The organism is Vreelandella sp. GE22, assembly GCF_968212445.1.
Genome location: NZ_OZ309110.1, coordinates 1,769,558 through 1,794,898 on the forward strand (window position 1 = coordinate 1,769,558; position 25,341 = coordinate 1,794,898).

Annotated in this window: 28 protein-coding genes; 4 read left to right on the forward strand and 24 right to left on the reverse strand. The window is 57.4% G+C overall.

What is annotated here, in order from left to right; genetic code table 11:
- Nucleotides 1-48: 48 nt before the first annotated feature.
- The 5 genes from ACWHRL_RS08350 to ACWHRL_RS08370 all read right to left on the reverse strand — a co-directional run bounded on the left by ACWHRL_RS08350 (nucleotide 49) and on the right by ACWHRL_RS08370 (nucleotide 6,822).
- Entirely contained in the window at nucleotides 49-1,314 is a 1,266-nt protein-coding gene (locus ACWHRL_RS08350; RefSeq protein WP_447895991.1) for an alginate lyase family protein, read from the reverse strand.
- A gap of 29 nt (nucleotides 1,315-1,343) precedes the next feature.
- Nucleotides 1,344-2,174 carry a polysaccharide lyase gene (locus ACWHRL_RS08355; protein ID WP_447895993.1) on the reverse strand — a complete coding sequence of 277 codons (831 nt, stop codon included), beginning with the start codon at nucleotides 2,172-2,174 and terminating at the stop codon, nucleotides 1,344-1,346.
- Nucleotides 2,175-2,217: 43 nt separating this feature from the next.
- Nucleotides 2,218-3,792: an HlyD family efflux transporter periplasmic adaptor subunit gene (locus ACWHRL_RS08360; protein WP_447895994.1), complete on the reverse strand. Its 1,575-nt coding sequence runs from the start codon at nucleotides 3,790-3,792 to the stop codon at nucleotides 2,218-2,220.
- 94 nt (nucleotides 3,793-3,886) lie between these two features.
- Nucleotides 3,887-5,467 (reverse strand): glycosyltransferase, encoded by a 1,581-nt coding sequence (locus ACWHRL_RS08365; protein WP_447895995.1) that lies wholly within the window; start codon nucleotides 5,465-5,467, stop codon nucleotides 3,887-3,889.
- A gap of 8 nt (nucleotides 5,468-5,475) precedes the next feature.
- Nucleotides 5,476-6,822 (reverse strand): UDP-glucose dehydrogenase family protein, encoded by a 1,347-nt coding sequence (locus tag ACWHRL_RS08370; protein ID WP_447895996.1) that lies wholly within the window; start codon nucleotides 6,820-6,822, stop codon nucleotides 5,476-5,478.
- A 963-nt stretch (nucleotides 6,823-7,785) separates the two neighbouring features.
- Here ACWHRL_RS08370 and ACWHRL_RS08375 point away from each other — a divergent pair.
- Both ACWHRL_RS08375 and ACWHRL_RS08380 read left to right on the forward strand, forming a co-directional pair.
- Nucleotides 7,786-8,184 carry an antitoxin Xre-like helix-turn-helix domain-containing protein gene (locus ACWHRL_RS08375; RefSeq protein WP_447528749.1) on the forward strand — a complete coding sequence of 133 codons (399 nt, stop codon included), beginning with the start codon at nucleotides 7,786-7,788 and terminating at the stop codon, nucleotides 8,182-8,184.
- Nucleotides 8,178-8,885: an RES family NAD+ phosphorylase gene (locus ACWHRL_RS08380; RefSeq protein WP_447895997.1), complete on the forward strand. Its 708-nt coding sequence runs from the start codon at nucleotides 8,178-8,180 to the stop codon at nucleotides 8,883-8,885. The genes ACWHRL_RS08375 and ACWHRL_RS08380 overlap by 7 nt, the downstream gene beginning before the upstream one ends.
- A 1-nt stretch (nucleotide 8,886) precedes the next feature.
- On the opposite strand, the gene mntR is transcribed toward ACWHRL_RS08380, so the two are convergent.
- From mntR to ACWHRL_RS08405, 5 genes are all read right to left on the reverse strand, one after another.
- On the reverse strand, nucleotides 8,887-9,363 hold the full coding sequence (gene mntR / locus ACWHRL_RS08385) for a manganese-binding transcriptional regulator MntR (RefSeq protein ID WP_447528751.1): 477 nt from the start codon (nucleotides 9,361-9,363) through the stop codon (nucleotides 8,887-8,889).
- 181 nt (nucleotides 9,364-9,544) lie between these two features.
- Nucleotides 9,545-9,892: a P-II family nitrogen regulator gene (locus ACWHRL_RS08390; protein ID WP_447528752.1), complete on the reverse strand. Its 348-nt coding sequence runs from the start codon at nucleotides 9,890-9,892 to the stop codon at nucleotides 9,545-9,547.
- 36 nt (nucleotides 9,893-9,928) lie between these two features.
- Nucleotides 9,929-10,693 carry a DUF1538 family protein gene (locus tag ACWHRL_RS08395; RefSeq protein WP_447528753.1) on the reverse strand — a complete coding sequence of 255 codons (765 nt, stop codon included), beginning with the start codon at nucleotides 10,691-10,693 and terminating at the stop codon, nucleotides 9,929-9,931.
- On the reverse strand, nucleotides 10,690-11,451 hold the full coding sequence (locus ACWHRL_RS08400; protein ID WP_447895998.1) for a DUF1538 family protein: 762 nt from the start codon (nucleotides 11,449-11,451) through the stop codon (nucleotides 10,690-10,692). Before ACWHRL_RS08400 ends, ACWHRL_RS08395 begins: the two co-directional genes overlap by 4 nt.
- 90 nt (nucleotides 11,452-11,541) lie before the next feature.
- Nucleotides 11,542-12,936, reverse strand: a complete 1,395-nt coding sequence (locus ACWHRL_RS08405) for a GntP family permease (RefSeq protein ID WP_447895999.1) — start codon at nucleotides 12,934-12,936, stop codon at nucleotides 11,542-11,544.
- A 220-nt stretch (nucleotides 12,937-13,156) separates the two neighbouring features.
- On the opposite strand from ACWHRL_RS08405, the gene ACWHRL_RS08410 reads away from it, so the two are divergent.
- The gene (locus tag ACWHRL_RS08410; protein WP_447896000.1) at nucleotides 13,157-14,503 is read left to right on the forward strand and encodes a Na+/H+ antiporter family protein; all 1,347 of its coding nucleotides are present in this window, start codon (nucleotides 13,157-13,159) and stop codon (nucleotides 14,501-14,503) included.
- A 476-nt stretch (nucleotides 14,504-14,979) separates the two neighbouring features.
- On the opposite strand, the gene ACWHRL_RS08415 is transcribed toward ACWHRL_RS08410, so the two are convergent.
- The 4 genes from ACWHRL_RS08415 to ACWHRL_RS08430 form a co-directional block, all read right to left on the reverse strand.
- Entirely contained in the window at nucleotides 14,980-15,717 is a 738-nt protein-coding gene (locus tag ACWHRL_RS08415) for an RNA methyltransferase (RefSeq protein WP_447896001.1), read from the reverse strand.
- A 150-nt stretch (nucleotides 15,718-15,867) separates the two neighbouring features.
- Complete coding sequence (gene groL / locus ACWHRL_RS08420) at nucleotides 15,868-17,511, reverse strand: chaperonin GroEL (RefSeq protein WP_447896002.1); 1,644 nt, start codon at nucleotides 17,509-17,511, stop codon at nucleotides 15,868-15,870.
- Nucleotides 17,512-17,570: 59 nt separating this feature from the next.
- Nucleotides 17,571-17,864: a co-chaperone GroES gene (locus tag ACWHRL_RS08425; RefSeq protein ID WP_447528761.1), complete on the reverse strand. Its 294-nt coding sequence runs from the start codon at nucleotides 17,862-17,864 to the stop codon at nucleotides 17,571-17,573.
- Between the two features lie 236 nt (nucleotides 17,865-18,100).
- Nucleotides 18,101-18,583 carry an FxsA family protein gene (locus ACWHRL_RS08430; RefSeq protein ID WP_447896003.1) on the reverse strand — a complete coding sequence of 161 codons (483 nt, stop codon included), beginning with the start codon at nucleotides 18,581-18,583 and terminating at the stop codon, nucleotides 18,101-18,103.
- Between the two features lie 126 nt (nucleotides 18,584-18,709).
- On the opposite strand from ACWHRL_RS08430, the gene ACWHRL_RS08435 reads away from it, so the two are divergent.
- The gene (locus tag ACWHRL_RS08435) at nucleotides 18,710-19,471 is read left to right on the forward strand and encodes an SDR family NAD(P)-dependent oxidoreductase (protein WP_447896004.1); all 762 of its coding nucleotides are present in this window, start codon (nucleotides 18,710-18,712) and stop codon (nucleotides 19,469-19,471) included.
- 15 nt (nucleotides 19,472-19,486) lie between these two features.
- Here ACWHRL_RS08435 and ACWHRL_RS08440 read toward each other — a convergent pair whose 3' ends face one another.
- The 10 genes from ACWHRL_RS08440 to rdgC form a co-directional block, all read right to left on the reverse strand.
- On the reverse strand, nucleotides 19,487-20,452 hold the full coding sequence (locus ACWHRL_RS08440; protein WP_447530512.1) for a hypothetical protein: 966 nt from the start codon (nucleotides 20,450-20,452) through the stop codon (nucleotides 19,487-19,489).
- 107 nt (nucleotides 20,453-20,559) lie between these two features.
- Nucleotides 20,560-21,189 (reverse strand): hypothetical protein, encoded by a 630-nt coding sequence (locus ACWHRL_RS08445; protein WP_447896005.1) that lies wholly within the window; start codon nucleotides 21,187-21,189, stop codon nucleotides 20,560-20,562.
- Between the two features lie 422 nt (nucleotides 21,190-21,611).
- Nucleotides 21,612-21,863, reverse strand: coding sequence for a hypothetical protein (locus ACWHRL_RS08450; protein ID WP_447556385.1), 252 nt, complete (start codon nucleotides 21,861-21,863; stop codon nucleotides 21,612-21,614).
- 1 nt (nucleotide 21,864) lies between these two features.
- Nucleotides 21,865-22,377 carry a hypothetical protein gene (locus ACWHRL_RS08455; protein ID WP_447896006.1) on the reverse strand — a complete coding sequence of 171 codons (513 nt, stop codon included), beginning with the start codon at nucleotides 22,375-22,377 and terminating at the stop codon, nucleotides 21,865-21,867.
- Complete coding sequence (locus ACWHRL_RS08460; RefSeq protein ID WP_447896007.1) at nucleotides 22,374-22,886, reverse strand: hypothetical protein; 513 nt, start codon at nucleotides 22,884-22,886, stop codon at nucleotides 22,374-22,376. The genes ACWHRL_RS08455 and ACWHRL_RS08460 overlap by 4 nt, the downstream gene beginning before the upstream one ends.
- Nucleotides 22,883-23,353 (reverse strand): hypothetical protein, encoded by a 471-nt coding sequence (locus ACWHRL_RS08465; protein WP_447896008.1) that lies wholly within the window; start codon nucleotides 23,351-23,353, stop codon nucleotides 22,883-22,885. The genes ACWHRL_RS08460 and ACWHRL_RS08465 overlap by 4 nt, the downstream gene beginning before the upstream one ends.
- Nucleotides 23,350-23,613 carry a hypothetical protein gene (locus ACWHRL_RS08470; RefSeq protein ID WP_447896009.1) on the reverse strand — a complete coding sequence of 88 codons (264 nt, stop codon included), beginning with the start codon at nucleotides 23,611-23,613 and terminating at the stop codon, nucleotides 23,350-23,352. The genes ACWHRL_RS08465 and ACWHRL_RS08470 overlap by 4 nt, the downstream gene beginning before the upstream one ends.
- Entirely contained in the window at nucleotides 23,610-24,230 is a 621-nt protein-coding gene (locus tag ACWHRL_RS08475; RefSeq protein WP_447896010.1) for an HNH endonuclease signature motif containing protein, read from the reverse strand. Before ACWHRL_RS08475 ends, ACWHRL_RS08470 begins: the two co-directional genes overlap by 4 nt.
- The gene (locus tag ACWHRL_RS08480) at nucleotides 24,223-24,558 is read right to left on the reverse strand and encodes a DUF4406 domain-containing protein (RefSeq protein ID WP_447896011.1); all 336 of its coding nucleotides are present in this window, start codon (nucleotides 24,556-24,558) and stop codon (nucleotides 24,223-24,225) included. The genes ACWHRL_RS08475 and ACWHRL_RS08480 overlap by 8 nt, the downstream gene beginning before the upstream one ends.
- Nucleotides 24,555-25,334 carry a recombination-associated protein RdgC gene (rdgC, locus tag ACWHRL_RS08485; protein ID WP_447896012.1) on the reverse strand — a complete coding sequence of 260 codons (780 nt, stop codon included), beginning with the start codon at nucleotides 25,332-25,334 and terminating at the stop codon, nucleotides 24,555-24,557. Before rdgC ends, ACWHRL_RS08480 begins: the two co-directional genes overlap by 4 nt.
- Between the last annotated feature and the right edge of the window lie 7 nt (nucleotides 25,335-25,341).

Consider the following 25,341-nt stretch of genomic DNA (forward strand, 5'->3'; position numbering starts at 1 on the left):
TGTCCTCTTCATATGCTCCCTACTGTTCTTATGTAGCGTGGTGACTGTTTAGTTGCCCAGACCCCGAAAAGCCTCGGTATCCTGACGCTGCTCGTCCATGTGGATATGCTCTTGGGCGTCGGGGTCCATGAAGTAAAGAGTGACGGGGCCTCCTGCGCTGCGATTGTAGGTAGGCCGTAACCGAGTAATGAAACTGGCCATATCCGGATGGTCGAATTGCGAAAGGTAGATCTCCATCCATGTGAAGTACTGAGGGTCACGCAAAAAACCGGTGTACTGTTCGCGGGGCGCGTAATCGCCCAATGCTTCGGGGTCGTTAAGGATCTTGAGCAGGTAGTCGACGCCTTCCTGAATGGTGCTGTTCTCATACTCCAGATTGAAGATGTCATAGCCTTGGCGATGGATGATCTGCATATTGGGGATGAGATAATTGAGTGCGTAGTTCTGGTAGTGAGTAGCGCGTCGTCCGCGGCGCACCTCGAGGGGGAGGGCGCCTTCCTCGGTCATGTCGTTTAAAGCCGAATAAATGGCCCCCACACCAAAACGAAACAGGTCGTTGTCTTCGACCAGAACGCCAATCATGGTGGCGTAAAGCGCGCGACGATATAAATGGTTGTTACAGCAACTCTCCTGCACAAAGCCTGGAACTGCCGAGTGCTCCAGGGCCAAGCGCTGCAACCATTGTTCAATGATATCCCTTTCTTGCTCTAGGCCGTCGATGTAAGGGCGCACGATAGAGTAAGCCATGCCCGCCGCGAACAGCATCGATTCGGAGGCAAACCAGGTTTGCGGCTCCGACGATTCATAGACGAAGTCCGTCATGGCTTCGGCCTCGGCCCAGTGGTGCAAGTAATGCACCAGGCATTCGCCGTAGTAAATATCGCCACTGGCCACGAACGCACCGGCAAGCTCCGATACGCTATCCTCGAAGGCGAATAGTGGCCTGGTCGCCACCTTCCATTCTGCAGGATTGGGATAGAAACCGGGTATCGCGCCCCGGGTGGTGATGGGCTCTACGTTGATTTTTTGACGGCAACTGGGGCCCATCGAGAACTCGTCTTTCAACTGGAGCAAAATAGTGCTGTCGGTTTGCTCGAGCAGCGCCATACGTGCTTCTACGTCAAAATAACTGGCGTTGGTATCAGTGACACGATAGTCGGAAAGGTCAAGGTTTTGCCGCTCTTCAGTAGAGAGCGTCTCGTCCAGGTTCACACTAGCCGATAAAGCGGTACTACCCATTGCCACCAGGGCAACGGGCAATGCAAATAGAAACCGGGCGGAACGCCCTTTTGCTAAGCCAAGAGGCATGATCATTATTGCTCCGAAAGCGTGACGGCTCGCGCTCAAGCTCCTGGGGTATAGAAGCGGAACTCGGCAAAATCCACGTACTGGTCGCGGGGCGTGCGCCAGCCTTCTCCCGTGCCACCAAAGAAAGTGGAAAACATCAAACCATCGATGGTGATATCCGGCGTGGTACGAAAGACGATGTTTTTCTGTTCAAGCACGGGCTGACCGTCTATCCAGATCCGAGCCACACCGTTTTCATGTTCAGGGTCGTTGAGTTGAATTTCCTGTTCGATGGTGACCCATGAGCCGGTCGGGTAACGCCAATAGCCGCGACCGACCGATTCTCCCTCGAAGTCGACCACGTAAGGGTAAAGCTCGCCTTTACCTTCCTCGCGCCACATCAAGCGCATGGAGAAACCGTGTTCGCCATCGACGTTATCACCGCCGGAGGGGGCGTCACCGCCATAAAGCCCCGGCAATTTGCCGCCTTTTACGAAATCGAAGTCAGCAGGGAAACGCAGCTTGTAGCTCAAACAGGCGCGCTCGACGTTTTGAAACGAAGCGGGGTCGCTGTAGAAGCCGGCGCCACCGAGAGGCTTTTCCCCGGGTGAGGAGCTGCCCGCGGGATAGCGAACACGCAGTCCTGCTTCATTCAGGCCGTTGTCCTGGGAGGCCAGGTACGCCACGTTCTCTTCGGTACCCCAGTGTCGTGTGGTATCGAACGCCTGACGAATGGCGTTATAGGCGTCTTCGGTGGGCGCCAGGCTCGGGGCTTCCGTCAGGGCGTAGCGCTGAGAGCAGGGCGCTTCCTGGGGGGTGCTGAGCACGGCATTTTCGGCCTGGTCAGCTTGGCTTGCCGAAAACGGCAGCAGCGCCAGCACACTCACTAGTAGAGGCGTGTATCGTAACCCGTTAAATGGCTTTGAGTATTTACCCTTCAGTGTTGACGGCATCGGTATCGTTCCAGTAGTGGTTGATTTCATCCCGGATCGTGTCATAGAGGTCGTGGCTTGTCTGCGAGATCCAGTTCACGCCTTGCCATGTCTTTTCTGAGGCGATACTCAGCAGCTGTGTTTCGCTAAAGCGAACGTCGATCGGCTGGCCCACGCTTTCTGGCGGCAAAGGCTCCTCGGGAAATAGCAGTACACTGGCCATGTTTTGCTGCTGGCGTACCCAGCTGGGGAAACCGGCCCGGGGCTGCGATTCGATATCAAGGGCGACGTTGCGCACCTGAGCGCGAATCGGCTGAGTGGCATTGGGCAGCGTGACGTAGGCCTGCTGATTGGGCTGGATGCGGCTAATGTCATCCATGTGCACCAGCGCCTCGACCATCACGTCACCTTCATCGGTACGCACCAAGGTCATGATCGGGTCGCTCTCGTTGATGTAAACGCCCGCGGCACTACTCAGCGCCCAGGCAACGAGGCAGTTGCAGGGGCTGTATATCTCGTTGCTGGCCTGAACGCCTTTGAGAGCGGCGATGCGCGAGTTCTCGTAATCGCGTACCTGCTCGAACTGTTCGATACGGGCCTCGGCGATCGCCGGCGAGACTGTCTCGAAGGTGGTCGTGTCACCGCTGGCTGGCCGTGCGGAGTTGGCCAGACTGATCTCTTGGGCATTCTGCTCGAGAGAGCCTCGCAGGTTCTCGATCAGTCGATCGTTATAGCTGATGGCGGCTTCTGCCAAAATCAGGTCCGATTCGAGATCGCTGTCGACCACGTTGGTCAATAGCTGGTCACGCTCGACCCGGTCCCCCGCGTTTAAGTCGTGCTCGCCAAGTATGCCGGGGCTAGGGGCGCGGATATCGATGCGCGGTGCCGTTACAGCGGCGAAGCTTGGCTCGATCAAGACGAAATTACGATAGGCGGTCGCTGCACCTACCAACACCAACAAGGCGATCGCAAGAAACAGGAGAATGTAGCGCCCGATAGGCTTGGGTGCGCGCTTGGAGGGCGTTGTTCTGGTGGCCTGACGCTTGCGTGGCGTCTGTGGGTCTTCGCTGGCCATCTGGCCTTCGATATTGGGCGCACGGCCACTCAACCAGCTGCGAATGATTTGACGTAGCGACTCCTGATGCTGCGGGTCCATCTCGGTGAACTTGAATCTGACATCGAATCCCTTGCCACTCTTTCGGGGAGTGGTGTCAAGGCATTCGGCCTTGGCCGCCACAATGACGTCAAAGCTGCCCGCTGCCATGATCAGTGACGCGTCAACACGCTCGCCAGGCTCAAACGCACGGCTACTTTGGGCAGAAAAGCCGCCCAGGGAGACATCGTTGCCGTCAAGCTCGGTATCGCTATCGGCGAGGACTACGCGAAACATGGTCGGAACCCGGATATAGCCCCTTTCGTCGCGCTTCTCATGTTGGAGTGAGTTGTCCTGGGTCATGCGTTCATTTTCTTGATTGACACGTTCTGAGGATGCATCCTGGTTCGTCCGATTTTGCTGTTCGCCGAGAGTGGGTTCGTGCCAACCGTGGGCAGCTTTTGAATGATCATCTTGCATCCGTAGATTGTTCCTTGCGTCAGGGATGAGTCGTCGACACCTTGCTCAGGTCGCCTTTTATAAGAAATAGTCAGTAGGCATCTACTGGATCGGATTACTGGGCGTCATTGCCTGCCCCCCATAGCTGATCGATGGCGATATGCATCGAAGCCCGATCCGGAAGCAGCGTGTCGCCGGTCGAGAGCACCAGGATGAGGAGAAGCGCGCCATAGAAGAGACCATGCAACGCATGGCCGATGCGTCGCTGTTTGCGCACCGCGACCGGATCGTCCGGTTCGCCCGCCGAGATGCCCTGGCGCGACCATTGCTGACGATTGAAGCGAAAGCTGACATAGGTCTTGAGGATCGCGCCCCACACCTGGTTGTAATAAATCAGCGGAATCCAAAGCCAGCTGAACCGCCCGCGTTGCCACGCCAGAATCGACACGGCAATGCCACGGGTAAACATGATCCAAAGCACGTAAGTGAAGAAAAACGAGGGGCGTATGAAAAGCGTGACTAGGATGACCACCGTTGGGCCTACCAGGGTGGTCCACATGGAGATGCGCTGGTCGACCAGGCTCCACCAAGGGAACATCCCCATGGGGCGCGGGCCCAGGGCGATTGCGCGATTGCTGATGCGCAGCATGTTGCCAAACCACCGCCGCATCAAATCGGTAGATGATGCAAAGAAGCGGTGCCGGTTGGGCAGCTCCTCGAATCCCGTGACAAAAACATCGGGAACGTAGACCATTGACCAGCCGTTTTTCAGCAGCCAATACCAAGAGGACTTATCGTCACCCGACAGGAACTTGAAACTACCAAATCGCCAGTGATCGACATGGTCGTTCTCGATCAGTTCGATGAAGTCCGGCTGAATGGCGAGGTCGGTGCGAAAAACGCTGTAGCGGCCTGTGAGGACCAGTAGGCGCCGGGAGATCGACATCGAACTCATCATTAGATGGCGCTGTGCATAGCGTAGGTCGTACCACTCCCGAGTGACGTCATCGCCCGTTACCTGGGCACGGTTGTTGGTCGTCAGCGCCCCCAGATCGTCCTGGGCAAGAAAGAAGGAAACCGTGCGTGACAAGGTGTCGGGCTCGATGAGGATATCGCCGTCCATCGAAATCAACAGTGACCCCGGCGTGGGCATGCTCCTGGAGATCGCCCGCAACACCTCGGCCATGGCCGAACGCTTGCCGTCTCCTTTCTGAAACATGTAACGCACGTTGATGTTCTGTGGCCAGTCATTGTCTTCCAGAACGTGCGTGATGATATCCACGTCGGTACGATCCGAAACAGACGCGAAAATCGTCGTTGGGACCCCGTATTGATGGGCTTCCCGTATTAAGGCATCGTAGACCTGAAAGTTGACACGCTCATCGATACGATAAGAGGTGCAAAGCACGTACAGCTCAGAGGGCTTGTCGTGGCGTCCGGCTTCGTCCGCTTCGGCACGCAAGCTCGGAAAGACGACCCGGTTGTACAAAAGCGAGCGAACAGCCTGTACCGCCCACCAGGAGTAGCGCCAGATGGCAATCGCGCCGATGATGAAAAAGAAGCTTTCCGACTCGGGCGAGAGGACATCGGCCGGCAATTGACTAATGGCGAAGACGAGCAGGGCCAAACCGAACAGGAAGGTGGTTAGTTCCGTTATACGGCTGGCCGAGGAATGCTTGTGGCGATTAGCGAACATTGAAGGCCTCAAGCTTGGACGGCGCGTACGGAGTCACCCCGGCCAATGGCGTAGTAGGCAAGCCCTGCCGCTTTGACGGTATCGGGATTGAAAAGATTGCGCCCATCGATGACGACGGGTTCGAGTAACGTGTTGCGCAGTCGCGAGAAGTCGACGGTGCGAAAGGCTCTCCACTCGGTGCAGATTACCAGCGCATGAGCGCCTTCCAACGTATCGTCGCGTTGCTCGGCAAGAATCAGATCATCGCGCTCACCGTAGAGGCGACGGCACTCGTTGCTGGCCTCCGGGTCATACGCCTGTACGCGCGCGCCAGCGTCCCACAAGGCTTCTATCAAGGTCCTGCTGGGGGCCTCTCGCATATCATCGGTGTTAGGTTTGAAGGCAAGCCCCCACAAGGCGATGGTTTTGCCCGCCAGTTGACCATCCAGGGCCTGAGAGAGTTTGTCGAACAGCGTGCTCTTCTGGCGCGTATTGACCTGTTCCACTGCCTTGATGACATGAGCGGGCTGGCCGATGTCGTCGGCGGTATTGGCAAGTGCCCTGACATCTTTGGGGAAGCAGGAACCACCGTAGCCACAGCCGGGGTAGATGAAGCTGTAACCAATGCGCGGGTCGGACCCGATCCCATTGCGAACCTCTTCGATCTCGGCGCCCAAGTGCTCGGCGAGGTTGGCGACTTCATTGATGAAGCTTATCTTGGTCGCAAGCAAGGCATTGGCCGCGTATTTGGTCAATTCGGCGCTGCGCACACCCATGAACATCAGCTTGTCGCGCTGACGATTGTAAGGGCCGTAACACTCCCGCATGGCGTCCTTGACGCGCTCGGATTCGGTACCGACGATAATACGAGAACCGCGCGAGAAGTCTTCGATCGCTGCCCCTTCCTTGAGAAACTCCGGGTTTGAGCAAACGTCGAAATCCAGCGTGAGGCCTCGCTTTTCGAGCTCGGCAGCCACCGCATGCTCCACCTGAGTGGCGGTACCTACGGGCACGGTTGATTTGTCGACGATAACCGTGTAGTCATCCATGTGCTGGCCGATCGTCTGGGCGACCTTGAGTACGTACTGAAGATCGGCACTGCCATCTTCGTCGGAAGGGGTGCCCACCGCGATGAATTGTAGCGAGCCAAATTTGACCGCCTCTGCCGCATCCGTGGTGAAATTCAAGCGCCCAGCGGCTTGGTTCTCGTGAATCAGGCGCTCCAGGCCCGGTTCAAAAATCGTTACCTTACCTGCTTGCAGACTGGATACGGTATCCGGGTTGACGTCGACGCAGATAACTTCATGACCGACATCGGCCAAGCAAGCGCCCGTTACGAGGCCCACATAGCCACAACCGAAAATACTAATCTTCATGTTCCCTGCTACTCCTTGTTTGATGAATTGCTTTATTTTATATATCTAAAGTTACCGGTAAAAGTCAGCATGCTCATCTCAAAGGTTGAGCATGCTAGTCGTTCAGCTATCAATGAATTAATTTATTCTTATATTTATAGTTTCGATAAAAGATTGGCTACATGGTGGTATTGATTTTTAATATTTTCAAGGCTTGTCACGAACCGAGTTGGGAAAACGGTTAGGACGATTATTGGTTGGGCGAGTTATTTTGATGGCCTGGTGTCGATCGATACGAGTCGCATTTTAACGCCATTTCGAGTCGATTAATCGATATGTGTGAGCGGCCTTTTTGGGGATTAAAGCCCGTCATGGTGGGCCTTATGCGATGTGACGGCTCCGTTAGTAAGTGTTAAATATATTGAGAGTTGTATGACTGTCTTGATGCAGAAATAGAGGTCATCGAGTAGTTCTATTCTTTGCCGAATAAAGTTGTTTGCTTAATGTATGTTATTAAAAAAGAAAGTTCGCATATCAATTATTCCTTAATAAATAAAAAGAATTAGTTAATTTAGGTTATTGAAAGACGATACGCTTATATTGTTTTGGATGTGAATTTTAAATTAATTAGCCTGTTTTCTTAACTTGAGTTATTTACCGGTTTTTAAAATTAAGTCAACGCGATATTTTTAACTTCGGTTTTTCTCTTTTATATCTTTATATTCTCGTTCGTTGAAGCGCGCGCGCCGCCACTTCTTTAAAGTGTCATTAACGCCTTTGATTAAGGATCGTCATGAGAACGCTTTTCAGAGGGTTTTTTAGCCTTATGGTGCTGCTGGCGCTATTCTCAAACTGCCGGGTGGTAGGCCGGGTTGGCATGGCGCGAAAGGTAAGTCTGCGTGAGTAACCCTAAACAGCGTCTCGATATATTTGCAGATACTTTATTAAAGGATTAGTATTTGTAAATAATAGTTGAGGATGGTCATGCAAACAGCACCTGAGTTAGCGAACAACAAAGCCGCCGCCGCGGTCGGTTTGAAGGCCGCGGTTCGCATTCTGGATAAATGGCAGGCAAGTGGTGAGCAAGGCGAAGCGATTCTACGTGTTTCGCACTCGACCTACGCCCGCGCGCGGCGTGGGGAGCTTGCCGAAATCAAGCTCGACAGCGACCAGCTCACCCGCATCAGCTATCTGCTCAATATACATGCGGCGCTGCGTACCCTGTTTGAAAACCCGGAGAACATCTACGGGTTTGTCTCCATGGCCAATCATAACCCTTACTTTAACGGGCGTACGCCGCTCGAGGTGATCGCAAGTGGCGACTTCGCCGCGCTTTACGAAACTTTCAAGCGCATCGATAGCCTGCGAGGCGCCCAGTGGTAGCGGTCGAGGTGCTGGCGCAGTGCGAACCCAATCGGGTCGAAGGCTACCGGCTGATCAATAGCAAATTCCCGCCGATTGCACTTTTCGACGACGTGGCCGATGCAGATGAGTTCGAAGCGCTTTTCAAGCTTCAGGCGCTGACCAACCCCCGCATTCGCAACGAGTTGGGTGATTTGGCGCTGCTCCCCGCAGAGGAGATTCCCTTCGGGATTCGCGGGTGTTCCTACGCCGCCGGGGCATTTACCCACGTCAATCCGGATGGTTCGCGCTTTAGCGACGGGCATTTTGGCGTGCTTTATATCGCGGATACGTTAGCCACGGCAATCGCCGAGGTAAGCCACCATCAGCAGGCCTATTGGGAGAAAGTACCCGCGCTTCATTATGAACGCTTCGTGTTTCGAGGACTGCGCTGCACGTTCGATGAGAAAAATTGCCGCGATGGGCTCGCCCTTGAACAGGACCATCCGGTCTATGACCCGAACAGCTACCGTGCTTCCCGCGTACTGGGGAGAGAACTTCGTCAGGCCCGGGAACCAGGGCTTCGCTACCGGTCGGTGCGAAATCCCGGGGCGACCTGCTGGGCGCTAATGACCCCACGACATGTGAAAGGTGTCGTGCAAACCACGCATATCGAGATGGTCTGGAACGGCCGACTGACACAGGTCAACCGGCTTTCGGCACTGGCGGGAAAAGAGCAGTAGGCTAGCGGCGGTGCTGCTCGGTAAAGCGCTGCATAATGGCGAGGGTTTCGTCACTGACGTGGTGCTCCATACCTTCGGCATCGATGCGGGCGGTGCTGTCGGTCACGCCCAAAGCGCGCAAAAAGTGCAATACGACATCGTGGCGGCCCCGGGAGGTCTGCGCCATTTTCTTGCCTTCTTCGGTCAAAAAGAGCGAGCGGTAGGGCTGGCTGGTGACAAGGCCCAGCTCGTTGAGACGGCGGATCATTTTTGAAACGGTCGCCTGGCTTACCGCCATGCGATTGGCGATATCCGCTGCCCGCGCTTCACCGCGATGATCGAGCAAGTCGCCAATGAGCTCTACGTAGTCTTCAATCAGCTCGGTTTCATGAGCGTTGCGCACCGTTTCGTACTGCCGAGCGTGTTGTTCCACCGGCGGAAGCGCATCGTTGCTATGGCCGCCTCGTAGTGGACGTTGCGGCGTTTGGTCATCACTCATTGGCAAAACTTACTGGCAGTAGATGGAAACAGCGTCATAAAGCTAGCGTATCGCACCGGCGATTGTTAGCCAAGGCTAAATTGTTTACCCGTGGCTTTTACCGGCCAATGCCTGCCCCGGCGCATACTAGCATACCCCTAAGGCCTCTAGCGCCGTTCACGGCAGGGCGATCATCCAGGGTTTAGCGCTTGCCTTCACCTGCTGTTAGGGAGTTGATCTGGCTCTGTACGCCCAACGCGTCTTCTACATCCAGTTGAAAGGCGATCCCGGTGCCCGGCGTTTCATCGAATTCGCCCACCCGGGCAATTGCTTCGAGTATTGCCCGGCTTGCGCTCTCCTCGCTTAGAAAAAGCAGCACATCGCGCTGAGCGGTAATCTCCATACCCAGAAAACCATGCACCGGGTGATGGCCTTCGCCGCGGGCGTTGTTGATCACGGTCGCCCCCGTCGCACCGGCCTCGCGGGCGGCGTTCAATACTCTATCGCTCAACTCGTCTTCTACTAACGCGACGATCAGTTTGAAGCGCATGGTAGTCTCCTTTGCGCGCTGCTGTTAACGGTTGGCCTAGCGGCTTTTAGCGCTTTTGCGTCGATAAAGCCACTGGCTGATCTGGGCGTAGCCCATAACGGTCATGATGGGAAACAGACACGCCAGGGCGATCATGCCAAAGCCGTCCGCCAGCGGGCTGCGCCCGGGAATGGCGCCGGCGATCCCCAGGCCAAGTGCTGTGATGATCGGCACGGTAATGGTCGAGGTGGTCACCCCGCCGGAGTCGAAGGCCAGCGGTATGATGGCGCGCGGCGAGCGTAGTGTTTGCACGATCACCAGACAATAAGCGCCCAGAATGAACCAGTGAAGCGGTAAGCCCATGACGATACGCCAAACCCCGAGCGTAATGCCCATGGCCATCCCCAGGGCGACGGCGATACGCAGCATCAAAGGGTTGAGCGTGCCGCCGGAAATCTCGCCCGCCTTGAGGGCCACGGCCATGAGCGCGGGTTCGGCAATGGTGGTGCTTGCGCCGATAGCGAAGGCGAACAGGTAGACCCAGTAATAGTCGGACCAGTGGCGCGTAGCCCCTGGCGAAAGCGCGGGAAGAAAGTCCGGGTCGGTCAGCTGGATGGCCATGAGCTCGCCCAGTGGAAACAGCGCGCTTTCCAAACCTACCAAAAATAGCGCAAGCCCCAGCCATACCATGATGAAGCCCACGGCGACCTGGGCCGGGCGCTTGATGGGTTTGCGGATCACGCCAAACTGGAAGCCAAAAATGATCAAAATGATCGGCGCAATATCGATCGACGTACTCCAGAGACTTTGCAGTATCGTCATAGCACGCCTCCTGCCGATATTCCCAGACTTAGAATGCCGAATACCAGCACGAAGATGATGGGCATGATGGAGGCCAGCGCGATCAGTCCAAAGCCATCGAGCATGGGGTTACGCCCCTTGATGCTGGAAGCAAGCCCTACGCCCAGCGCGGTGACCAGCGGAACGGTAATGGTCGAGGTCGTCACACCGCCGGAGTCGTAGGCAATCCCGATCAGCGCCTCCGGGGCGATCAGCGTGAGCAGCAGTACCAGCACGTAGCCGGTAATGATCAGCGGCGGCAAGCGCCAGCCCTTGATGATGCGCACCACGCCAAGAATCACCGCCACGCCGACCGACACCGCCACCACCAGGCGAAGCGTCAACGCAAAGCTTGCCTGAGCGCCAGGGTCGATCATGGCGCTTTCGGAAAGTACCAGCGCCGCCCGGGCGGCCACGGCGATAAGCGCCGGCTCGGCCACGGTAGAGCCAAACCCTAGGGCAAAGGCAAAAACGATCAGCCAGATGATCGAGCCCTTTTTCACGAAGGCATGGGCCAGGCTTTCGCCGAGGGGGAAAAGCCCCAATGAAAGCCCCTTGATAAACAGCGTCAGGCCAATCAGTACGCAGGCAACGCCCACCGCGAGGTCCGCCACGGCAATGGTGTCTGGCAGCGGCTGGCGAATGACCACGAGCTGGAAAAAGCCCATCACGAGCACGATCGGGGCAAGATCGCGCAGACTGCTTTTGAGCTGGTGCAAAAGTGATAGAACGAAAAGCATGAAGTCACACTGGGTAGGGCGCGTTGGGCCATATTAACGCGGGCGCGGGTTGCGGGTTTGATATGAAGCAAGCTTTTCGAATCAAGCGTTCTAAAAGCTCCCCAATAACGTGCCCAGGGTGATGACACTGGCCAGTGCCGCGACGGGCAGCACGATAGTGACCATGGCCACGTTGGCGTAGGACTGGCGGTGGGTGAGCCCGCAGATGGCCAAAAGCGTAATGACCGCGCCGGAGTGGGGCAGAGTGTCCATGCCGCCGGCGGCAAGCGTTGCCACCCGGTGCATCAGTTCCGGGTCGATACCCGCCTGCTGCGCCATGGCCAAATACTCGTCGCCCAGGGTTTCCAGCGCAATCGAGAGCCCGCCGGAGGAGGAGCCGGTGATACCCGCCAGCACGCTCATGGCAAGCGCCTCGGAAATCAGCGGATTGTTGGGCGAGACGTTCAAGACCGCGTCGCGAATGATGGCAAAGCCAGCAAGACTTGCGATCACCGCGCCGTAGCCCACCTCGGACGCCGTGTTGAAAATAGGCAACAGTGAGCCAAATACCCCTTTGTTGACGGTCGCTTTCAGATTGGCCCAGTGGCGCCAGCGCGTCACCATCAGCCAAACGGAGGCGCTCAATAGGGCAATCAGGATGGCCCAGAGGCCCGCCTGGTTATCCGCGGTGACGTTCTCGAAGGCGGCGTCGATAAAACTCAAATCCAGCGCGGGAAACACACCGTAGGTAAATAAAGCGTTCAGCCCGATCACCATCACCAGCGGGATCAGGGCAAGCGGCAGTGCCATGGTAGCGAGAGTGGCTTCATCAGCGCGCTCTTCGGTCTCTTTATCGGTATGTACGCCGTAGCCTTCGCCAGCTGCTTTGGCCTTGTGCACGCGCGACTGAATATAGGCGATCCCCAGCCCCAGCATGATCAGCCCGCCGATCACCCCAAGGCCTGGGGCTGCGAAGCTGTTGGTGCCAAAGTAAGGAATGGGGATGGCGTTCTGGATGGCCGGTGTGCCGGGCAGGGCGGTCATGGTAAAGGTGAACGAGCCAAGTGCGATGGAAGCGGGAATGAGCCGCTTGGGCACGTTGGCCTCGCGGAAAAGCTCGCGGCTGATCGGGTAGATCGCAAACGCCACCACGAACAGCGATACGCCACCGTAGGTCAGTACCGCGCAGGCCATGACCACGGTCAGTACCACGTGCTGGGTGCCCAGCCGCTTGACGATACCGTTCGAGATCGAGTGGGCCGCGCCGGAATCCGCCATTAGCTGGCCAAAAAGCGCGCCGAGTAAAAAAAGCGGGAAGAACTGGGTGACGTAACCGCCCAGCGCCTGCATGAAGGTGTCGGTGTACACCGGCAGCAAAAAGGCGCCATCGCCGGAAAGCAGCACGGCAAGTGATGCCATGAGCGGCGCCAACAGCAGTACCGAGATACCTCGATAGGCCAGTAGCATCAACAGTACAAGAGAAACGATAATCGCCAGCATACTCATGGGAGCGTCTTGGCCTTTGTTGTTAATAGAGTGGACAAGCGAAAAAGAGTAGGCCCGATGTTGCAAAGCAGCAATGCCTTAGTGACTAAAGTTGTAGCGAGTAACGCCGGGACCGGGCGCTGAATTTAGCCTGCTAAAAGCCGTGGGCATCTGCTAATATTCGTCACCTTTAGCGCTAATACCAACGTCCACAAAACCCTTCAAGGCTTTAGGTAACTCGATGAATGCAGTGATTATTGCAGTGCTCGTCATGGTGGCGCTGTCGCTTTTACGTGTCTCGGTGGTCTTCGCCCTGGTGGCGGGCGCCATTGTGGGTGGTCTGGTGGGTGGGCTCTCCCTGGAGGATACCCTGGGTGCGTTCAACGACGGCGTGGGCGGTGGCGCCCAGGTGGCGCTGGCCTACGCCACACTGGGCGCGTTCGCCGTGGCGATTTCCCGCTCCGGGCTTCCCGATATGCTCGCCGAGCGCTTGATTCGACTTTTGGGCAAGGAATCCACCGCGGCGCACCATACCCGGGTCAAGTTCATTTTATTGGGCGCTATCCTGATGGTGGCGATCTTCTCACAAAACGCCATTCCCGTTCATATCGCCTTCATCCCCATTTTGATTCCGCCGCTGCTGGCGCTAATGAACCGCCTTCAGCTCGACCGCCGTGCAATCGCCTGCGCGCTCACCTTTGGCCTGACCGCCCCCTATATGTTGTTACCGGTGGGGTTTGGGGCGATTTTTCTCAACGATATTCTGCTCGCCAATTTGAACAGCGCCGGCGAAGCGCTGGGGTTGGAGATCACGCGGGCCATGGTCCCCATGGCGATGGCCATTCCCGTGGGGGGCATGGCGGTGGGCCTTTTGGTGGCCCTGTTTTTCAGCTACCGGGGCCAGCGCCGCTACGCTGATAAAGAGGTCGCGGCCAATAGCTCGCAGGTAAGCGCTACACCGGCCAAACCCCATGCGAAGGGGCTTATCATGTCCGGTGTTGCCATCGTCGCCGCACTGGGCTTGCAGCTTTATACCGGCTCGATGATTCTGGGCGGTTTGGTGGGCATCGGCCTTCTCTCGATGGGCGGCATCTTCAAGTGGCGCGAAGCGGACGACCTGTTCACCAGCGGCATGCGCATGATGGCACTGATTGGTTTTATCATGATTTCCGCAGCGGGCTTTGCCGAGGTAATGAAGGCGACCGGCGATATCGATGCGCTGGTCAGTGGCGCCTTCGAGCTCTTCGGCGATAACCGGGGCCTGGCGGCGCTGACCATGCTGCTGGTGGGGCTTTTCATCACCCTGGGGATTGGTTCGTCGTTTTCGACCATTCCGATCATTGCTGCGATCTTCGTGCCCCTGGCCGTGCAGTTTGGCTTTTCGCCCATGGCCACGGTGGTACTGGTTGGCACCGCCGCCGCCCTGGGCGATGCGGGCTCCCCCGCGTCGGATTCGACCCTTGGCCCAACCTCCGGGCTCAACGTCGACGGCCAGCACGACCACATCTGGGACAGCGTGGTGCCCACCTTCCTCCACTACAACCTGCCGCTGATCGCCTTTGGCTGGCTCGGTGCGATGTGGTTCTAGGTATCGCTTGCTACGTAAAAAGGCAGCCTCGGCTTAATGCCGATCAGTTAAGCTTGGCTATCACCTGTGGGACGGAGCTTTAGCTCGCGACGGGTGGCTTGGCCAGGGCGCCTGAAGGCGCCATTCGCCGAATTGTCGGACCACCGCTGAAGCGGGCTCTACAACAACGAAATCTTGCATCCATCCCTTGTAGGAGCAGGCTTCAGCCAGCGATGCAGCGCAACGCGCTGCTGGGGTTGGTGATGATGGCAACCAAAAGTGCCGTCGCCACCGAAGGGCGGCTATCGCCGCCATCGCCCAATGGAATTGGGCTCCTACAATGGAGTCGTGCCCCATCCCTCGTAAGAGCAGGCTTTAGCCAGCGACGCAGCGCAACGCGCTGCTACAATAGATTTACCGCTCGTTGTGGGTAGGCAAAAGCCTTAACTGATCGGCATTACAGCCTCGGCTGCCTTTTTTTATGACGCTTTAGTGCGTTATTCGTTATTCGGAAGGTGGGATTCGAACGCGCTTAGCAATCCGCGTAGTAGTGAAAGCTCCTTGCGGCTCGGCTCGGCGCGGGTGAAGAGCGTTTGCAGCTGCTCTTCGGTGCGGGCGTGGGGCTGGGTCAAAAAACCGCTTTGGCGCATCAAGCGGCCCAGATGGTCCTTGAAGTAATCGAGCTGCTCGCGGGTAGGGGGCGTAGCCTCGAGCGGGCGCTGATAGGAAAACTCGCTTCCGGCTCGTTTGCGCCAGGCCCGGTGAACCTCATAGGCGAGTATCTGCACGGCCTGGGAAATATTCAGGATACCGTACTCCGGGTTGGCTGGAATGCTCACCTGATGGGTGCATTCGCGAATTTCGTCGTTGGTCAGTCCCGAGCGCTCGCGCCCGAATACCAGCGCCACCGGCGCCTGCTGGGCATTTTGCACCGCGCTCTGGGCCATCTCATCGGGTTCGTCGAAGTGGGGCAGCGGCAGGCTTCGCAGCCGGGCGCTGGCGCCGATCACCTGTACGCAGTCGCTGACGGCTTCGTTGAGGCCATTCACGACCCGGGCGTTTTCCAGCACGTCCGTGGCGCCGGCGGCCAAACGGGTTGCTTCTTCGCTTGGAAACTCCCGCGGATTGACCAGCACCAGGTCCACAAGACCCATGGTCTTCATGGCCCGTGCCGCGGCACCGATATTACCGGGATGAAAGGTTTGAACGAGCACGATACGAATACGAGAAAGCACGGTAAGAACGACCCAAGTAAAGCCTGAATAAAGCGCGCATGGTAGCACGCTTTGGCTTCAAAAAAGCCGTCTCGCGGCCCCAAACGGCAAGAACCCCGCACAGGGCGGGGTTCTTGTCGACGTCAAACGTCAAAGCGGTGGGGCAAGGGCTTACATCATGCCGCCCATGCCACCCATTCCGCCCATGCCACCCATATCCGGGGCAGCTTCTTTCTCGTCCGGGTCGTCGGCGATCATGCATTCAGTGGTGATCATCAGACCCGCAACGGAACCGGCAGACTGCAGCGCGGTACGCGTGACTTTCGCCGGGTCGAGGACACCCATTTCGAAAAGGTCGCCGTACTCGCTGGTTTGCGCGTTGTAGCCGAAGTTGCCTTCGCCATCTTTAACGCGGTTGATCACGACCGCCGGCTCTTCACCTGCGTTGGTGATGATCTGACGAAGCGGCGACTGCATGGCACGCAGCGCCATGTTGATGCCGTGGTTCTGGTCTTCGTTGTCGCCGGTCAGGCCCTGTACCTTGGCCATGACGCGAACCAGGGCGGTACCGCCGCCAGGTACGACGCCTTCTTCGACCGCAGCGCGAGTAGAGTGCAGCGCGTCTTCGACACGTGCTTTCTTCTCTTTCATTTCGACTTCGGTCGCCGCACCCACACGGATGACGGCAACACCGCCAGCAAGCTTCGCGACACGCTCCTGAAGCTTCTCTTTGTCGTAGTCGGAAGAGGTCTCTTCGATCTGGGCACGAATCTGGCTAACGCGCGCTTCGATGTCGTTTTCCTGACCGGCACCATCGATGATGGTGGTGTTCTCTTTGGACATGGTCATGCGCTTGGCGGTACCCAGATGATCCAGGTTCGCTTGCTCGAGCGTCAGGCCCACTTCTTCAGAGATCACGGTGCCGTTGGTCAGGATCGCGATGTCCTGCAGCATGGACTTGCGACGGTCGCCAAAGCCAGGCGCCTTGGTCGCGGCGACTTTAACGATACCGCGCATGTTGTTGACGACCAGCGTCGCTAGCGCTTCGCCTTCGATGTCTTCGGCGATGATGGCCAGCGGCTTGCCTTGCTTGGCAACGGCTTCGAGTACCGGCAGCAGTTCGCGGATGTTGGAAACTTTCTTGTCGACGAGCAGGATGTAGGGGTCCTCGAGCTCGACGGACATGGTTTCCTGGTTGGTGACGAAGTAGGGCGAGAGGTAGCCACGGTCGAACTGCATACCTTCGACCACTTCCAGCTCGTCTTCGAAACCACGGCCTTCATCGACGGTGATAACGCCTTCTTTACCGACTTTTTCCATCGCTTCAGCGATGATTTCGCCGATGCGCTTGTCGCCGTTGGCAGAGATCGTACCGACCTGAGCGATGGACTTGGTGTCGGTGCAGGGTACGGCCATCGCCTGGATTTCTTTGACGGCGGCGTTGACGGCCTGGTCGATACCGCGCTTGAGATCCATCGGGTTCATGCCGGCGGTCACACCTTTCAGGCCTTCGGCAACGATCGCCTGGGCCAGAACGGTAGCGGTGGTGGTACCGTCGCCGGCGGCATCAGAGGTCTTGGAAGCGACTTCCTTGACCATTTGCGCGCCCATGTTTTCGAACTTGTCTTTCAGTTCGATTTCCTTGGCAACGGAAACACCATCTTTGGTGACGGTCGGTGCGCCGAAGGACTTGTCGAGTACCACGTTACGGCCTTTCGGGCCCAGCGTGACTTTTACCGCGTTGGCCAGCGTGTCAACGCCACGTGCCATACGTTTGCGGGCATCATCGGAAAACTTGACTTGCTTAGCTGCCATGTTCGTTACTTCCTAAATTGAAAGTGAAAAGATGAAAGTAAATAGTCGAAAAAGTCGAATTAGCCTTCGACGACCGCCAGGATGTCGGCTTCGCTCATGATCAGCACTTCTTCACCGTCGATCTTTTGCTTCTCGACGCCGAAGCCGTCCTTGAAAATCACGTTATCGCCTACTTTTACGTCCAGGGCGCGCACTTCACCGTTTTCCAGGATGCGACCATTACCGACGGCCAGGATTTCACCACGGGTCGGTTTTTCCTGGGCGTTGCCCGGTAGCACGATGCCGCCAGCGGTTTTCTGTTCTTCTTCCACGCGACGAATTACGACGCGATCGTGCAAGGGACGGATATTCATGCTTTCGTTCTCCTGAGTATCGTCAAAGCCCAACGGGCCGTTTTAAATGAATTCTCGCGGTCTTACCCCGAGAAGTGAAGGCCTGCTGCCTTCCTGTCGAAGGCAAAAGCCACTGCTTTTGCCGAAGTCTGTGCTGATTCAAAAAGTGGGGGCTTACGCCTGCCTTTCAAGGGCCTGGAGCCAAAAAATTATCCTAAAGACCACGACTTAAGTCGTGATCGCGGGGACAGGTCTCACTACCGGCGATCTTCGTCTTCACGGCTAATGAACTCGCCCTCGATGGTGGTGGAGTCGTGTTGACCGCCGCGCTCATCGTTCCAGCCGGTATGAGGCGGCTCTTGTGGGCGCGGGCCCGGCTGTTGGAGCGTGGTTTTCAAGCCAAACCAGGTCAGCGCCTTTGCCATCAGCCGCCGTGCGTTGGGCAGCAAACAGGCAAGTCCGAGCGCATCGGATAAAAAGCCGGGAGCCATGAGCAGGGCGCCGCCGAAGATCAGCGCCGCCCCGGTGAAGATTTCGGAAGAGGGAATTTCACCCGATTGCATGCGCGCGCGTGCGCGGGCCAGTGTCGAGATACCTTCGCGGCGAATGAGGTGCAGGCCGACAAAGCCGGTGAGCACCACTAAAGCAAGTGTGGTGAGCAGGCCGATGTGGCTGCCTACCGAGAAAAGCACGACAAAATCGAGTAGGGTGAAGATCGATATGAAAAGTAATACGGGCATGGCTGCCTCCAGCACTAACGTTAGTACCCTCTATGGTGCCAAAAATTACAATTACAAGCAGCCTCGCGCGGAGTGCGGGCAAAAGCGCCGCGCGCTCAATCATTAATTTTTACCTGGGAACGAGCAATGGACGTAGATCATAAAGTCATCGCGATTACCGGCGGCGCCCGCGGGTTGGGGTTTGCCGCCGCCGAACACCTGGGCGCTCGCGGTGCTCGGCTTGCATTACTGGATACCCAACCCCAGGCGCTGAACGAGGCCGTTGAACGCCTGGCCGAGCGCGATATTCAGGCTAACGCGTTTGAGGTGAACGTCGCAGACGAAAGCTCGGTCGAGGAGGGGTTTGCGGCGATCAAGCGTGCGCTCGGCCCGGTCAGCGGGTGTATCAATAATGCGGGTATTACCGACGACGCGATGCTCGTTAAGGTCAAGGAGGGCAAGGTCGAAAAGCGTATGTCGTTTGACGCCTGGCAGCGGGTACTCGATGTGAACCTGACCGGGGCGTTTCTTTGCGGGCGTGAAGCCGCCACCCAAATGATCGAGGCGGGCCACGCTGGGGTCATCATCAATATCTCGAGTATTTCCAAAGCGGGCAACATGGGCCAGAGCAACTACGCTGCCGCCAAGGCAGGAATTCACGCGTTGACCGTCACCTGGGGCAAAGAGCTTGCCCGCCATGGTATTCGTACCGGAACCGTTGCGCCGGGCTTCGTTTCGACGGAAATGACCGCGGCGATGCGCCCGGATATGCGCGAGCGCATCGCGGAAAGTGTGCCACTGAAAGCGCTGGGCGAGCCTTCGCATATCGCCCAGAGCGTGGCGTTCATTTTCGAGAACGACTACTTCACCGCGCGTATCATCGAGTGCGACGGTGGCTTGCGCCTTTAACCCACGGGTGTCGGCTTAAAAGTAGTCGCGGCTGATCTCGCGCTGGAAGTACATTTCCAGGCGCATCGTCATCGCCCAGCGCGGGTCGTAGCTGACATCGCGCTGAAAATGCAGCTCCGGAATCACATCCGCAAACAGAATGCCCTTGTGCAGGTCGCGGCGGTAACGGGTTTGCAGGTAGTAATCGGTCATGCGCGGGGTCGAAACGCTCTCGCCTATGGCAATCGCCGAGTAGCGCAACGCGCTGCGGTCGTTGATGCGGTGGTTGAGTTCGGCCACTTCGCTGTACTCGAGAGTGTCTTCTTCTTCGCGCCACTGTACGGTGCTGATAAAGCGAAGGTGGCGGCGCTCGCTCAGCGCCCGGCCGATATCCCAGCGGGTGCGGGCGTTGTACCCGGAATTATTGAACCAGGAGAGCCGGTTGAATGACTCGAGCTGCCAGGGGCCATCGCCGATATCCCACAAGCGTTCGCTGGTGAAGCGCACGTAGGGGTCGATGGGCAGGCGCAGCCGGACACCGGCGCCAAACCGGTTGCTCCAGTTTTCACGTTTGTCGCGGCTTTCGAGCCAGTCAAGGCCGAGTATCGAGTTGCTGCGATCGCGCTGGTCATTATAAAGCCGCCCCGAGCCTTCTTCGGCAAGCGTGCCCTGGCTCTCGTCCGGGTCGCTCTCGATGACCAGGCGCAGGCGCTCTTCGGTAGTGGGTAGATCGATTCGATAGCGGATGCTGGTATCGCCGTCGACGCCTTCCCCCTCCATCCAGTCGATTTCCTGACCCAGGCGCAGGTAGGAGTCGTTTTCAGCGGAGGCGGTGTAGTGGTCGCCCCCGAAAAAAGCGTCCACGTTGCGTGAGGTATTGTCGACCCAGTTACCCACACTGGCGCGAAAGGGCTCTACCTGCTCCGTCGCCCAGTCCGATAAGTCACTATCTTCCTCTTGTTGTGCATGGGCGGGTAGCGAAAAAGCAACGAACGAGCCCATACAAAGCGAGGCAATAACTAACTTCATGAAAAAACGTCCCTGAATGGTGGTGCGGGCAGGCAGCCGCTCAATCAGCTGCCTTGCCGGTGTTATGTTGTTTTACAGTGTTACTTCGCCTTGTGAAGTTCGACCTCTTCGGCCCACTTGATCACCTTCTTACGCTGGAGGTAGCTGGTCATACGCTGAGTATCGATACTTTGGGGGATGAGCTGGCGGTTCGGCTCGGCGTTCACGTCCAGGTCGAAACAGCGTGAGGCGCCAAAAGGCTTGTCTTCCGGCCCGTAAATGGCGATCACGCGTATTTCCATTTTAAGGTTCGACTGCTCGATGGTTTGCTGATCGACGTTCCAGTACTTTCGAACCTGCTCGATGATCGAACCAAAGCTTTGAATATGAATATTATTGCCAGAGGTAAGTGGTCCCTGATGGGTACGGTAGCTATCTTCGCTGTCCTCACCGCTTTGTTGCTGGTATTCCACCACGTCGAGCTTATAAGAGTGGCTGTCGGTATGCAGTACCGCAATGACATGCTGAAGATAAACCGATTCGTTACTCATGTTGCTGACTAAACACAACGCCTCGGCACCGATGCCTTTCCCGCGGTTGATGATGATGCGAGGGCGACGCTGGCGGGAGTAACTGTGAAAAAGCAGTTGGGCGTAAAAAAGCCAAACAAAAAGCGTTAAAGAACTGGTAAGCGCCGAAATTGCCTGCGCATTCTCATCGAGCCATTCCATGGCAGATCCCTTGAATGAAGTCATTTGTAGCGCGCTAATTTAGCCTGGCAGGCGCCAAAAGTCATTAGCCCAGGTAAGGCGTAATAAAAAGCCGCGCGGATTAAGGGCGACGAATTGTCAGCCACTAAAAGGTACTTTAGTTTGAAGTGCGAGAAACGGAGTTTGAATAGCGAGCACGGAATTTGAAGTACGAGCACAAGGACTGGGCGCCGAAGAAGTGCATTAAGCCATCAATTGGCCAAGTCACGATCCGGTCACACGGGATAATTCAGGGAGTCTAGAAGGAATACTAAAAGGAGGGAAAAACTGAACAAAATCAAATTGGTGCGGATGGGGCGCACCGAAGTAGCTAATAAAATCAGCATCATGCACCCCAAAAACAGCACCGGCATACACACAGGCATACAAGAAAACACCTGCTGTTATCCGCTTTCTTCTTCCCGCGTATGCCGCTCCATTAGAGTCTGGCTGTACCGATAAATATCTGCAAGCCGGAACAGCACATGCGCGCTACGCGCCTCTCCCTGCTTGAAGCCCTTCGGGCACTCTGCATCGTCTTTGCGTAAGCGGTCGAACTCTTTCGGGCTGCGGCCCAAAATGCGCGCCGCTTCCTGACGCGTCACCTGGATGAACTCCGGGTCAAGCCATTGATCGATTTTCTGTGCGTTACCCATTTCAGTCTCCTGTATGTCGCTGGCCACCGGGGCCACGCCCCTGACCGTCCCGCCATTGCTGTTCCTGTCGTGCCGTACTGTCGATCACCGCTTGCTGGCGCTCATGATCGAGTAGCGCCTGTACGCCCGGGTGCTGTTCCAGCGCGCGCAGTTGCTCGAGCGCGGCGCGTTGGCGCTGGATGATACCTGTGGCCACGGTGGCCAGTTCCCAAGCGTCCAGCACCGCCTCGCCGTCTGCGCGTACTTTGCCCAAGCCGTAGCAGTGGCCGCAAGGCCGATCCTTATTGCCCTTAATGTGGTCGTGGCCGGTGCCCAAGCATACGGAGCAATCGTCGGACTCAAGCGGGCGCCAGTTGGCTAGCCAGTCATCTTGCGTCGTGGCGCTCATTACGCCCTTGACGAGATCCTCATAAACGATGAGCCATTGACCATCAAGTGGGCCGGTGCCTTGATGCTGTTGAGTCTCAGCGTACTTGCCACCTAGCGTGCGGTGGGTGTGGGTGGGCTGGGTCATGTGAGGCCCTCGTCCATGCGAGTCAACAGCCCGTACTTGTCGGACGTCTTGTTAAATTTCGATGCTATAGAGCTGGCCAAATTGATTTCCAAGTGAGCCGCCAGCAGATCAGCACTGATAACCACGTCGGCCAGTTCATCGGCAACGTTGCCAAGGCCCGCCTTCGTTCCAGCTATGCCGTGCCCGCCCCGCATCAGTTTCTTAACGGCTTCAGCCAGTTCACCGGCTTCGCCGCAAACCTCCAGGGCCTTGAATGTGGTATCGGCCTTATCCGCCCCAGGCCACTCGGCTTGGCGCTCATTGTTTGCGCCGCGCAGAAGTTTGAACGAGAGGTGTAGGTGTGAGGCCTCAAGGTCAGCGATGCGCGCCACCAGCGGATTTTGATGGCACTGTTGATCATGGTCCTTGATTTGCGCATGGGCGGCCGCTATATCGGAGACTTCGCGAGTGTCATAAATGATGGCTTCACCGCAATAAATGCACATGGCGGCGTGAATGTTGTCGGTCATTGGTCATTCCCCGGGGCAGGCAGTAGCGGCGGCATGGTGCCGGTGTCGTAAGCGGTTTGAACTTGCGGCAGCATCCAGCCGCCGACGGTGCTGCCGTTGGGCAGCACGATGTGGGCCAGGAACTCTTCCTCGAACTCGGTGACGCCGGACTCGACCGCCTCGAGCTTGGCCTTGATGACCAGGGCGAGGGCGCGCCACCGTTGGCGGCACGCTTGCTCCCACGCCTTGGCGGCTTGCGCCGGGGCGCGATCGCGGCCGGTGTCGGTCTGGGTGAAGGCGGTGCTGTTGCGGTCGGGCATATCGAGATTGAAGCGCACGCGACGGCCGTTCATCTGGAACGCCATGACCGCGGTGGCGCCGTCCCAGCCGTACATGAAGCCGCTGGCGCCGTAGCGCGATACGGTCTGTTCGATCTCGGCGCGACTGCGCTCGCTCGAGACGCTGGTGTTTTCGGCGTAGCGGGTCACTTCCCACCTCCCAGCCGTGGCAAACCTTCATCTTCTAGTTGCTCGCCCGCGGGCAAAAAGTCGGTGCCCGGCGCCCGCTTAAGGATTTTCAGGCGCTCGTTTTCAGCGCGGGCGGTATCAATCACCTGCCCGGAGATCTCGCCAACAGCTTTGGCGCGCTGTAGCTCTTCTTTCAGGGCATCGCCTTTGAGGCTTTCATCGCCCAAGCGCTCGAGCTGGGCAAACAGGTGGTTCCGAAGGTCGTCGATTTTGTTCTTCATAGCTGTTTGCTCCGGCGGTTGATTTTACGGTTGAGCGCTCCACGCAACTGCACGATGTGGGGAAGGGGCGCTGGCAGGTTCAGGTAGCTGTTCCGGCGCATCAGCTCGGCGCGGGTGATTAGTTCCAGGTTGTCCTTTGCAAAGTTGCGCGTATTGGCGTCGCGAAACACGACAGCGTGACCCTTGGGGACCGGCTGGCCGTTGTGTCTTTCCCATTCGATGTGACTGACGGGCACCCAGTCCGCCGGCGGATACCCTGTGTCGGTCATCTTCCGCTGCAGGTAGCCGTCTTTCGTCACGCGTTCAGTCCCAATCGGCTGCCAAGTGTGTGGCCTGTTGCCCTTCTTAAAGCGGCCTTTTTCACTACCTGGTGGACTGAACGGCTTGCCTTTATTCCAAGTGGCGTGCCCCTTTTTAAAACACCCTGGCTGGTTGCGTTCCATGTAGGCCTCGGTCTTGTACCAGCCGTGAATAACTGCCTGGTTTTTGATACTGCTCAAACTACGGTTGAAGCGCGCCGCCAGGGTTGCGTTATCGGTATCCGGATATTCGAGCGCGAGCGCGGCGGTATCTTCGGGCGACCATCGCCGGGGCGAGCTGTTATAGCGCTTAGGCATGGGCGACCTCCCGCTTTTCGTGTTCATCAATCAGTTGGCCCACCAGGGTCACGGTAAGCCCTACCCGGTGAGCCACGTGAAGCTCAAGCTGGGCACCCCTGGAGTTTTCCCAGCCGGGAAGAAGGGCGATGGTGTCGCACGTCAGCATGTCGCGCAGGTCTTCGCGCAAATACTCTTCCCAAGTGAGCTCGCCGAGCTCGCTTTGCTTTTCGGCCGGGTTCACGACTTCGAAGCCCAGGGTGCGCAGCTTCAAGGCCAGGAAATTGAAAGTGCCGAAATTCAGGCCGGGCAGCCCCGTCATGGGGCCGCTGATATAGATGCGTTTCATTGATCGCCCTCCGGCTCGACGTCCGTTTCGGCCTCTTCTTCCAGCACCGGCTGTTCATACTCCATGAGCGCGCACAGTTCGTTGACGACGCCCACCATGCCCTCAACTTCCCGCATGGCATTCATGCGCCAATCGTGGACGTCGTCGCCTTCGCCCGCGCCGTCTTCCGGCTCTTGCGGGGCAAAATCGATGCCCTTGAAACGGAACTGGTGGGTGAGGCGAAACGACATGGCCGCCGGCGGGTATTCCAGGCCGATCTCTTCGACCTCATAGCCGGCGTGCAGCTGGTTAAGCAGCTCGTCACTCACGCCCAGCCAGGTGCCCTTGTAGGTAACGACCTCGACAGGTTCATCGGGGGCCATCTTGCGCTTGAGGGTTGCGCGGTCGTCGGGCTGGAGGCTGCCAAACGGCTGTACGGCGTCGTCGTTCCAGTGTTCGATGGCATCGCGCAGCCGGGTAGTCACGCCGTTTTTAACGCCGCTGACATGAATGGTCACGGTCTGGACCTTACCGGCGAGCTTCACCAGGGTGCCCATGAAGCGGCTGACATCGCCGGGCGAGGTCGTGTCGATAAACAGGAACTCGCTTTCGAGGTGGTAGAACGCGCGCAGGTACTTCGTTTTGACGAACGCTTTCTTGCATATCTCCATGCTCACGTCGGAGTAGATCCGCTCGCGCTCGTCGTCATCTACCGGCTCTTCGCTCTCTGCCTCACGCTCGCTGATACGCTCAAATACGGCATCGGCGATCGTGCCCTTGGGGATCTGTAGTGGCATAGTAAAT

Bases quoted from the DNA above. Each gene is read 5' to 3' on its own strand.
- ACWHRL_RS08435 (WP_447896004.1), top strand. From the start codon at position 18,710: ATGGACGTAGATCATAAAGTCATCGCGATTACCGGCGGCGCCCGCGGG.
- ACWHRL_RS08395 (WP_447528753.1), bottom strand. From the start codon at position 10,693: ATGACGATACTGCAAAGTCTCTGGAGTACGTCGATCGATATTGCGCCG.
- ACWHRL_RS08430 (WP_447896003.1), bottom strand. From the start codon at position 18,583: ATGCCCGTATTACTTTTCATATCGATCTTCACCCTACTCGATTTTGTC.
- ACWHRL_RS08480 (WP_447896011.1), bottom strand. From the start codon at position 24,558: ATGAAACGCATCTATATCAGCGGCCCCATGACGGGGCTGCCCGGCCTG.
- ACWHRL_RS08460 (WP_447896007.1), bottom strand. From the start codon at position 22,886: ATGACCGACAACATTCACGCCGCCATGTGCATTTATTGCGGTGAAGCC.
- ACWHRL_RS08390 (WP_447528752.1), bottom strand. From the start codon at position 9,892: ATGCGCTTCAAACTGATCGTCGCGTTAGTAGAAGACGAGTTGAGCGAT.
- rdgC (WP_447896012.1), bottom strand. From the start codon at position 25,334: ATGCCACTACAGATCCCCAAGGGCACGATCGCCGATGCCGTATTTGAG.
- ACWHRL_RS08360 (WP_447895994.1), bottom strand. From the start codon at position 3,792: ATGCAAGATGATCATTCAAAAGCTGCCCACGGTTGGCACGAACCCACT.
- ACWHRL_RS08455 (WP_447896006.1), bottom strand. From the start codon at position 22,377: ATGACCCAGCCCACCCACACCCACCGCACGCTAGGTGGCAAGTACGCT.
- ACWHRL_RS08450 (WP_447556385.1), bottom strand. From the start codon at position 21,863: ATGGGTAACGCACAGAAAATCGATCAATGGCTTGACCCGGAGTTCATC.
- ACWHRL_RS08475 (WP_447896010.1), bottom strand. From the start codon at position 24,230: ATGCCTAAGCGCTATAACAGCTCGCCCCGGCGATGGTCGCCCGAAGAT.
- ACWHRL_RS08365 (WP_447895995.1), bottom strand. From the start codon at position 5,467: ATGTTCGCTAATCGCCACAAGCATTCCTCGGCCAGCCGTATAACGGAA.
- ACWHRL_RS08350 (WP_447895991.1), bottom strand. From the start codon at position 1,314: ATGATCATGCCTCTTGGCTTAGCAAAAGGGCGTTCCGCCCGGTTTCTA.
- ACWHRL_RS08440 (WP_447530512.1), bottom strand. From the start codon at position 20,452: ATGGGCTCGTTCGTTGCTTTTTCGCTACCCGCCCATGCACAACAAGAG.
- groL (WP_447896002.1), bottom strand. From the start codon at position 17,511: ATGGCAGCTAAGCAAGTCAAGTTTTCCGATGATGCCCGCAAACGTATG.
- ACWHRL_RS08370 (WP_447895996.1), bottom strand. From the start codon at position 6,822: ATGAAGATTAGTATTTTCGGTTGTGGCTATGTGGGCCTCGTAACGGGC.
- ACWHRL_RS08425 (WP_447528761.1), bottom strand. From the start codon at position 17,864: ATGAATATCCGTCCCTTGCACGATCGCGTCGTAATTCGTCGCGTGGAA.
- ACWHRL_RS08445 (WP_447896005.1), bottom strand. From the start codon at position 21,189: ATGGAATGGCTCGATGAGAATGCGCAGGCAATTTCGGCGCTTACCAGT.
- mntR (WP_447528751.1), bottom strand. From the start codon at position 9,363: ATGAGTGATGACCAAACGCCGCAACGTCCACTACGAGGCGGCCATAGC.
- ACWHRL_RS08470 (WP_447896009.1), bottom strand. From the start codon at position 23,613: ATGAAGAACAAAATCGACGACCTTCGGAACCACCTGTTTGCCCAGCTC.
- ACWHRL_RS08410 (WP_447896000.1), top strand. From the start codon at position 13,157: ATGAATGCAGTGATTATTGCAGTGCTCGTCATGGTGGCGCTGTCGCTT.
- ACWHRL_RS08375 (WP_447528749.1), top strand. From the start codon at position 7,786: ATGCAAACAGCACCTGAGTTAGCGAACAACAAAGCCGCCGCCGCGGTC.
- ACWHRL_RS08400 (WP_447895998.1), bottom strand. From the start codon at position 11,451: ATGCTTTTCGTTCTATCACTTTTGCACCAGCTCAAAAGCAGTCTGCGC.
- ACWHRL_RS08405 (WP_447895999.1), bottom strand. From the start codon at position 12,936: ATGAGTATGCTGGCGATTATCGTTTCTCTTGTACTGTTGATGCTACTG.